This is a genomic window from Rothia nasisuis, assembly GCF_928381405.1.
In the GTDB taxonomy this organism is placed as follows: Bacteria; Actinomycetota; Actinomycetes; order Actinomycetales; family Micrococcaceae; genus Rothia; species Rothia nasisuis.
The window spans coordinates 21,058-29,290 of record NZ_CAKMSB010000020.1 but is presented as its reverse complement, the minus strand read 5'-3'; the positions used below and the strand labels follow the sequence as shown (position 1 = coordinate 29,290).

The following is an 8,233-nucleotide window of genomic DNA, read 5'->3' as shown; positions in this document are numbered from 1 at the left end:
GTATCAGTTCAATTTCCGCACTACCGGTACTCCTGTGCGAACAGGAGCGTGTAGTGTGGACGATAAGAATGTTATTTATAACATTGGTACGCTATTGAGTTTTCAAGCAACAGACCACACCCCACCGTACCCCCTTGGTGGCTTTTCACCCTGTTTTTCTGGTGGGCGCGCACGCTGGGTTGAATTGAGGAAGGGGCTGGTTATTTGTCTTCTGGCCACCCCGTCACCAGGGCAGCCTGCCCATCTTATCTGAGCTTACCTGTAATCTGCAAGTTTCGTGCAGGTCATTTAGGTGGCTGGGTGATGAGATGGTGGGTTACGGTGGTTTGTGTTCCTGCCGTAACGACTCGTTCTACTGTACGGGGGTTGGCGCCGTTGCGCAAACCGAGACAAGGCCCTTTGAGGTGATATTGGGGCACTCTCGGCAGTAGATGGGTAGTAAAAAGCCTTATCAAAGCCACTTTGAAGGTAGAAAAAGTTTTTTAAAAGTTTTTTAAAGAGGCACCTAAGGGCCCATAAATACCGCAGTACGCATGTGAAGCACCTTACACACCAAAGTGCTCCCCCGCTGTTTGCGAAGGAGCACATGAGTCGTAAAACACAATCTTTAGGCTGCGCGGCGGCGTGAGACCTCATAGAGGGAGATGCCGACAGCCATAGAGGCGTTGAGGGATTCCATAGCTGAACTAATAGGGATTGAAACGATTTGGTCGCAGTTCTCGGCAACAAGGCGCGAGATTCCCTTACCCTCTGAACCTACAACAACCATGAGAGGCTCGGAGGCCAGTTCAAGGTTGGGCAGGTCAACATCGCCACCGCCGTCAAGACCAACAACGAAAATGCCGGCATCCTTGGCCTGCTGGATGACGCGGGTCAGATTGGTCGCCTTCGCAACCGGGATACGGGCCGCCGCACCCGAGGAGGTCTTCCAGGCAGAAGCGGTCACAGCGGCAGAACGGCGCTCGGGGATAATCACACCGTTGCCCGAGAAAGCAGAGACGGAACGGATAATCGCACCCAGGTTACGGGGGTCGGTGATGCCATCTAGGGCAACAAAGAGGGGCGGGGTCTCCATCTGCTTGTCGTACCAGCGGTCCATGGTATCAAGAACCAGGGCACTGGCGTCCGGGTACTTGTAAGGGGGAATTTGCAGGGCCACCCCCTGGTGAACGGCATGGTCGGTTAGACGATCCAGTTCGTTGCGGCTGATTTCAAGCATGGGCAGGCCCTGCTTGTTAGCTTCGGTCATGATGTCACGAACACGATCATCGGCCTCAATGCGGGACATGACAAAGAGGGTCTTAGCGGGAATTTCAGTTTGAAGAGCTTCAAGCACAGAGTTGCGCCCAGTCACCAGCTCGTCGGAGGCGCGCTTGCCGCCCAGGCGGGGCTGGCGAGAGCGCAGAGTACCCGTAGCCTTACGGTTTTCTGCGGCCCGCTTCATCTTGTGGGCCTTGTGGTAGACGCGGTCTTCAGCCTTGGGGGTGTTGCCGCGACCTTCGAGGGCCTTGCGCCCGTGGCCGCCAGTGCCCTTGGTGGGGCCCTTCTTCTTGCTGGTTGCGCCGGGGCGTGATCCTGCCTTGGCCATACGTTGATTCCTTTACGTGCTGTCTGAAGTCTTGCTGTCTAGCTTAGCTGAGTGACCAGGTGGAGCCGTCCACGCCGTCCTTGACCGTGATACCTGCGGCCGCGAGGGCGTCACGAATCTGGTCAGCCCGAGCCCAATCTTTTGCCGCGCGGGCTTCGGCTCGCTGAGTAAGCATGGTCTGGATGAGGGAGTCGAGTGCTGCGTGTTCACCGGGTTCGTTGGTGGCGGCTCCCGTCTGGCTGAAAGACATGAGCTCAACCAGACCCAGCACCCGAGCCATGGCATAGACCTGCTCGGCGGCATCCTGCACAGGCTCACCAGCGGCGAGCGCAGCGTTTCCGACGCGGACGCCCGCGTGCAGCGTGGCGAGAGCCTTGGGGATGTTGAGGTCATCGTCCATGGCCTCGGCAAAGTCAGCCGGAACCTCAGCGTCGGCACGGTGGTACTGCTGAGTTGCTACCAGAAAAGATTCGACGCGTTCAACCGCTACGCGGGCCTCTTCAAGAGAGGTGGGGTGGTAGTCGAGTACGGAGCGGTAGTGGGCCTGGCCCAGGTAGTAGCGCACAACCAAGGGGCGGGCTAGCTCAAGCATCTGGGCGGGGGTGATGATGTTGCCAATGGACTTGGACATCTTCTCACCTTCGTAGTTGACTAGGCCGTTGTGCATCCAGAAGTTGGCAAAGCCGTAGCCTGCCGCCTGCGACTGGGCCATCTCGTTTTCATGGTGGGGGAAGCGCAAATCAAGCCCGCCACCGTGAATATCGAAGGTCTCACCCAGGTACTTACCGGCCATAGCGGAGCATTCCAGGTGCCAGCCAGGGCGGCCCCGGCCCCAGGGGGAGCCCCACGAGGCGGTTTCGGGGTCGCCCTCCTTGTGCCCCTTCCAGAGGGCAAAATCGCGGGGGTCGCGCTTGCCGCGGGGGTCGGCGTCCGGGGCGTCCTGCATGTCGTCAATCTTTTGGCGGGTAAGAGCACCATAGTTGCTCCAGGAACGCACATCGAAGTAGACGTCACCGCAGCCATCGGTGGCCGGGTAGGCGTGGCCGCGATCAATCAGACCTTGGATGAGAGCAAACATCTCGGGAATATGGCCGGTCGCGCGCGGCTCGTAGGTGGGGGGCGCGATGTTCAGGGCCGCATAGGCTCCCCCAAAGACTCGCTCAAAACGGTAGGCCAGTGCCCACCATTCCTCTTGTGGGTGCTCACCGGTGTAGTCAGGCTCAAAAGAAGCCGCCGAGTTTGCCAGAATCTTGTCGTCAATGTCGGTGACGTTACGCACCGTGGTGACCTTGTAACCCCGGTAGGTCAGCCAGCGGGTCAGCTGGTCAAAGACCAGGCCCGAGCGCACGTGTCCAATATGCGGAGCGCCTTGCACGGTAGCGCCACAGTAGTAGATACGGGCCTCACCGGGGTGCACCGGCGTGAAGTCACGGACACTTGCTGTTGCTGAATCATAAAAACGTAGAGTCACGCCTCATAGTTTACCGTGCGCTGTAGAACCGGTACCAGGACGCTTGCCGCGTGGTTAATCAGCAGGGAGAGACGGCCATGCGGTAGGCAGCGGTGCCCCCGCACATCACGACCCGGGGCGGACGCCAGGGGTGAGGCTGATACCAACGGGCAGGTGGTGGTCCGGGCGATGACGCGGTCCCCATTCTGACTCAACACACAAGGGCGGGGGTCAGGGTTCACAGGTACTTCTTTACAGCTAGGGGTGAGTCGGAATAGGGACAGGCTTATTCTAGCGCTGACTTAACTCCCTCTGAGCGCACCCGACGCTGGGCCTTGGCTCAATCGTCCTTACGGTATACCAGGGCCACAGCGGTAGCCGCTACCCCCTCGCCGCGCCCGGTCAGCCCCAGCCCGTCGGTGGTGGTGGCGGTGACGGTCACCGGGGCGCCGGCGGCCTCAGACAGGACGCGGTTGGCCTCGTCCCGACGCGGGGAAAACTTGGGCTTATTGCCAATCAGCTGCACCGCTATATTGCCAATCTCAAATCCGGCAGCTCTCACAATGGCAGCAGCCTCAGACAGGATACGCACACCAGAGGCACCCGCCATATCGGGGCGATCCACCCCGAAATTCGATCCCAAATCGCCCGTACCGCTAGCAGAGAAAAGGGCGTCGGCAGCCGCATGGGCCACCACGTCACCATCCGAATGGCCAGAAAGGCCACGCTGGCCCGGCCAGTGCAGACCGGCCACCCACAGTTCGGTGCCCTCCCCACCAAAAGCGTGCACATCAGTGCCGGTACCGATACGGGGAATCATGATTCTCTCTTTTCGTCGTAGAGGGCTGCTGCTAGGGTCAGGTCAAGGGGCGTCGTAATTTTGAAGGCCTCGGCTGCCCCCTCAACAGTAGCGACCGGCAGGCCCAGAGTTTCAGCCAGCATGGCATCATCGGTGATACTTTCAGCTACCTCGGGGGTTAGAGAGGCAACATCGCGGTGAGCCTGGAGCAGAGTGGCCAGGTCAAAACCCTGGGGGGTCTGCACAGCGCGCAACTCGGAACGGGCCGGAGTGCCACTCACGTACCCGCTGGCATCTACAGTTTTGATGGTATCAACCACCGGCAGCACCGGAATCACGGCTTTCTCACCCGCCGCTAGAGCCGCCGCCACCCGGTGATAGACCCCGGCAGGGGTGAAGCAGCGGGCGGCATCGTGTACCAGGACGCCGGTGGGCAGCTGGTCTGGGGCACCTGGCAGAGGTGCGGCGTCCGCAATCGAAGCTAAAGCCGCCGTCACCGACTCAGCGCGGGTGGCCCCGCCCCCTACTGCCAGAGCACCATACCGGGCACAGACCGCCCTCAGCTCAGCATCCTGCGGCGGAACCGTCACCACCAGACGGGCCGCCACACCCGAGGTGTGGGCTCCCATGAGCGCCCATTCCAGGAGGGTGCGCCCAGCCAACTGCACCGCGGCCTTCGGTATACCCGCGCCCAGACGCGAGCCGGAACCGGCGGCCACAATAACAACAGCGAGCACCGAACCATTAGATCTGGTTGCGGTGCCCGCTGTGTCAGAAAAATCTAGAGTGCTCACAGCTAGTGAGCATACCCGAAAGTTTAGACGCCCTCGAGAATCTTATCGAGTTCAACCTCGGCGGCCTCTTCATTGATATCTTTAGCCAGGGCGACCTCTGATGAGAGAATTTGGCGGGCCTTAGCCAGCATACGCTTCTCACCGGCAGATAGGCCACGGTCGTTCTCGCGGCGCCAGAGGTCACGCACGACCTCGGCAACCTTCAAAACGTCGCCGGATGCCAGCTTCTCAACGTTTGCCTTGTAGCGGCGGGACCAGTTAGCGGCCTCTTCAGTATCGGTCGCCTGTAGCACATCAATGACCTCCTGCAAGCCGCGCTCATCGACCACGTCGCGCACGCCCACCATATCGACATTCTCAGCGGGCACCTCAATCACCAGGTCACCGTTAGCGACCTTGAGTTTCAGGTACATCTTCTCTTCGCCACGAACCTTGCGCATCTTAATCTCTTCGATCGTTGCGGCACCGTGGTGAGGGTAAACGACTGTTTCGCCAACCTCAAAAACCATATGGATAAACCCCTTTCAGCCTATCTATTCTAGCATGCACGCATAGACAGCACCCTTAAAATCTCAAAATCATGGGTCAGGCCCACCCTGCCCTGCATCAGGCTACTGCCCCAGCACCGGCGAACACAGCCCCCCGCGCTCCGCACCGCTTCATTTACCGCCTTTGGGTTGTTGATACGGACGTTCCGTCGCCAAACCAGATAGAATGTGACCAGATAAAAACAAAACCGTGCGTAGGCGCGCGGAGCACACACACTGCCCTCCCCCTGCGGGCATACCAACACCAAGGAGTTCACGCCGTGAAGTTCGTAGCGTCCAAGAACCTCAAGCGAGCCGGTGCAACCGCCCTCATCGCAGTTGCCACCCTCGCAGCAACCGGCTGCACCTACACCAACGACCCCGCCACCACCATCGTCTACGATGCCAGCGACGGCGTCTCTTTCACCATGTGGCCTGAGGGCAAGCGCGTCGATATGCGCAACCTGCTCATCATCTCTGCGGGTGAGGGCCAGCCCGGCCGAGTACTCGGCACTGTCTACAACACGGGAGACTCCCAGCAAACGGTTACCTTCAATCTGGGTGGCGGTGAGTCCTTCACCCTCACGGCAGATCCCGGTCAGGTCATCAAGCTAGAAGACGAAGCCAACCAAGTTATTATCCCGTCAACCTCAAAAGCTCCCGGCCTAACCATCGAGGCTGAAGGCGTTATTGGCGAAACAACCGAAGCATTCAACCTGCCGGTGCTCGACGGTACCCTGCCTGAGTACACCGACTACGTGCCCGGCGGCTCAACCGCTGCGCCCGCAGAGACGGCTACACCCACAGAAACAGCTGTACCCGCTATGCCCACTGTACCTGCAGAGACAGTTGCACCCGCAGAAGCCGTTGTGCCTGCCGAAACCGCTACAGCCACCGCGACCTACTAAGGAGCCTACCCAAGAGAAGCAAAGGGCTGGCCCCGGGTACCCGGGGCCAGCCCTTATATCTCATCCAGGAGGCGCCGCTTAGGGCTCGAACTTGTAGCCAAGGCCGCGCACGGTCACCACATAGCGCGGGGAGGACGGATCGGGCTCAACCTTAGACCGCAGACGCTTGATGTGCACGTCCAAGGTTTTGGTGTCACCCACGTAGTCGGCACCCCAGACCCTATCGATTAGCTGAGAGCGGGTCATAACGCGCCCGGCATTACGCAGGAGCATCTCGAGAAGCTCAAACTCCTTAAGGGGCATGGCAATGCTTTCTCCCCCCACGGTCACCACATGGCGTTCAACGTCCATACGAACAGGCCCACCCTCGATTGTGCCAGCGTCATGTTCCTCAGTCTCACCCTGGCGGCGCAGGACGGCGCGGATGCGGGCAATCAGCTCGCGGGAGGAGTAAGGCTTGGTCACGTAGTCGTCCGCACCGAGTTCCAGCCCCAGCACCTTATCAATTTCCGAATCCTTGGCCGTCAGCATGATAATCGGCACCGCGCTGGTTGAGCGAATCTGCTTGCAGACCTCGGTGCCTGACTGGCCAGGTAGCATAATATCGAGGAGCACCAGGTCAGCGCCGTTACGATCAAACTCCACCACGGCGTCCACGCCATTATCAACCACCTGCACCTCAAAGCCTTCACGGCCCAACAGGAAAGCCAACGGCTCACTCAACGATTCTTCGTCTTCAACCACTAAAATACGGGTCACTTACGTGCATCCTTTGCAGGTAGAGCCGAACCGGTAGGCTGCGGCGCATCATAGGTTGTACTATCTAACAACTGGAGTTGAGAGCCCCCAGCGGGCAACTCCCCCAGCAAATCTTGTTCGGTTTCCTCGTCAACCACGGGCAGAACAATCGTGAAAGTTGACCCGGCACCGGGCTGCGACCAGAGCGTGACCTCTCCACCGTGCTGGCCCACAATGTGCTTCACGATGCTAAGCCCAAGGCCAGTACCGCCCGTTTGACGGGAGCGGGCCGGGTCTACACGGTAGAAACGCTCAAAAATGCGATCCTGTTCGTCCTCGGGAATGCCCGGGCCCTGATCTTTCACTGAAATTCTAACAGTGTCGCCCTTCACAGCCATGCCTATACCGACCTTAGTGTTCTCTGGTGAATACCGCACCGCGTTCTCAATGAGGTTCCGCAAGGCAGTGCCCAGCAGTTCGGGGTCACCGTGCACAGGCCGATCTGCCACCCCACCCACCAAAAGGTCGATGCTCTTGCCTTCGGCTGTAAGACGGTTGCGGTCAACGGCATCTGCGACCAGGTGGGGCACATCGACCAGGGTAGAACTCACCACCATGTCAGCTGACTGCAACCGGGAGAGCTCAATGACGTCCTGTACCAGAGCAGCTAGGCGCTGGGACTCTCTTTTCAGCTTGCTTGTAAAGTAGCGCACCGACTCCGGGTCATCAGCAGAAGTCTCTATCGCCTCCGCCATGAGCCCCACCGCACCCACCGGAGTCTTCAGCTCGTGTGACACGTTAGCCACAAAATCGGTGCGGACGGTCTGTGCGCGGGCAATTTCAGTGCGGTCATCGGCCAGCACCAAAATATACTCGTCACCCACAGGGGCCACGCGCACATCAATCACAAGTCGATTCTGATCGTAAAACCCTCGGGTCAGAATAATTTCTTTCTCGGCAATCACACCCTTGGAGCGCACCTGGTCGATCATATCGAGCATCTCATCAGACACCACGGTATGACCGCGAACCAACCCCAGGGCATAGGCACCGGGGGAGGCCTGAACCACCCCGTCAACAGCGTCAACAACCACATAGGCCCGGCCAATCACAGCCAGAACATCGGCTGCACCGTCGCTGAGAGTGGGCTCCTCAACATCCGCCCAGCGGGCACGCTGCCTCTCGCTTCGTTGCACAGCCAGCATGCTGACCACGCCCAGGGCAAGGCCCAGCACGGCAGCTAGCAGAGCAATCACAGTAAGGTTCACACCTACCAGCTTAGGGCCTGGCAGCCCGTCGAGCACCCCTCAAGACACACGCCGCCGCTTGGTTCAACTAACGTTTACCCAAGCATATGCTTATGTTCATATGACCTTGGCAATCTAGAGCGGTAAACATAAAAGGCAGAAGTCTGCCCGCTACCCCCACA

Annotated in this window: 9 protein-coding genes; 1 reads left to right on the top strand and 8 read right to left on the bottom strand. The window is 59.4% G+C overall.

Translation table 11 applies throughout. The features are described 5' to 3' along the window. Positions 1-607 precede the first annotated feature (607 nt). From rlmB to L6966_RS11535, 6 genes are all read right to left on the bottom strand, one after another. Complete coding sequence (gene rlmB, locus L6966_RS11560) at positions 608-1,588, bottom strand: 23S rRNA (guanosine(2251)-2'-O)-methyltransferase RlmB (protein ID WP_237233434.1); 981 nt, start codon at positions 1,586-1,588, stop codon at positions 608-610. Positions 1,589-1,631: 43 nt separating this feature from the next. Next, positions 1,632-3,059: a cysteine--tRNA ligase gene (gene cysS / locus L6966_RS11555; RefSeq protein WP_083091599.1), complete on the bottom strand. Its 1,428-nt coding sequence runs from the start codon at positions 3,057-3,059 to the stop codon at positions 1,632-1,634. Then, positions 3,056-3,280 (bottom strand): hypothetical protein, encoded by a 225-nt coding sequence (locus L6966_RS11550; protein WP_237233433.1) that lies wholly within the window; start codon positions 3,278-3,280, stop codon positions 3,056-3,058. Before L6966_RS11550 ends, cysS begins: the two co-directional genes overlap by 4 nt. A gap of 98 nt (positions 3,281-3,378) precedes the next feature. After that, complete coding sequence (ispF, locus tag L6966_RS11545) at positions 3,379-3,858, bottom strand: 2-C-methyl-D-erythritol 2,4-cyclodiphosphate synthase (protein ID WP_237233432.1); 480 nt, start codon at positions 3,856-3,858, stop codon at positions 3,379-3,381. Further along, positions 3,855-4,631, bottom strand: a complete 777-nt coding sequence (gene ispD, locus L6966_RS11540; RefSeq protein ID WP_237233431.1) for a 2-C-methyl-D-erythritol 4-phosphate cytidylyltransferase — start codon at positions 4,629-4,631, stop codon at positions 3,855-3,857. Before ispD ends, ispF begins: the two co-directional genes overlap by 4 nt. Positions 4,632-4,654: 23 nt before the next feature. Beyond that, complete coding sequence (locus tag L6966_RS11535) at positions 4,655-5,140, bottom strand: CarD family transcriptional regulator (protein ID WP_237225056.1); 486 nt, start codon at positions 5,138-5,140, stop codon at positions 4,655-4,657. Positions 5,141-5,439: 299 nt separating this feature from the next. On the opposite strand from L6966_RS11535, the gene L6966_RS11530 reads away from it, so the two are divergent. Continuing rightward, on the top strand, positions 5,440-6,066 hold the full coding sequence (locus L6966_RS11530) for a hypothetical protein (protein ID WP_237225057.1): 627 nt from the start codon (positions 5,440-5,442) through the stop codon (positions 6,064-6,066). Between the two features lie 78 nt (positions 6,067-6,144). Here L6966_RS11530 and L6966_RS11525 read toward each other — a convergent pair whose 3' ends face one another. Together L6966_RS11525 and L6966_RS11520 are read right to left on the bottom strand one after the other, a co-directional pair. Beyond that, entirely contained in the window at positions 6,145-6,825 is a 681-nt protein-coding gene (locus tag L6966_RS11525) for a response regulator transcription factor (protein ID WP_083091412.1), read from the bottom strand. Beyond that, a complete protein-coding gene (locus L6966_RS11520; protein WP_083091464.1) occupies positions 6,822-8,072 on the bottom strand; it encodes a sensor histidine kinase in 1,251 nt (416 codons plus the stop codon). Before L6966_RS11520 ends, L6966_RS11525 begins: the two co-directional genes overlap by 4 nt. Positions 8,073-8,233 lie beyond the last annotated feature (161 nt).

What these genes read in the sequence shown, in the direction of transcription:
- ispF (WP_237233432.1), bottom strand. Translation starts at nt 3,858, where the DNA reads ATGATTCCCCGTATCGGTACCGGCACTGATGTGCACGCTTTTGGTGGG.
- rlmB (WP_237233434.1), bottom strand. Translation starts at nt 1,588, where the DNA reads ATGGCCAAGGCAGGATCACGCCCCGGCGCAACCAGCAAGAAGAAGGGC.
- L6966_RS11535 (WP_237225056.1), bottom strand. Translation starts at nt 5,140, where the DNA reads ATGGTTTTTGAGGTTGGCGAAACAGTCGTTTACCCTCACCACGGTGCC.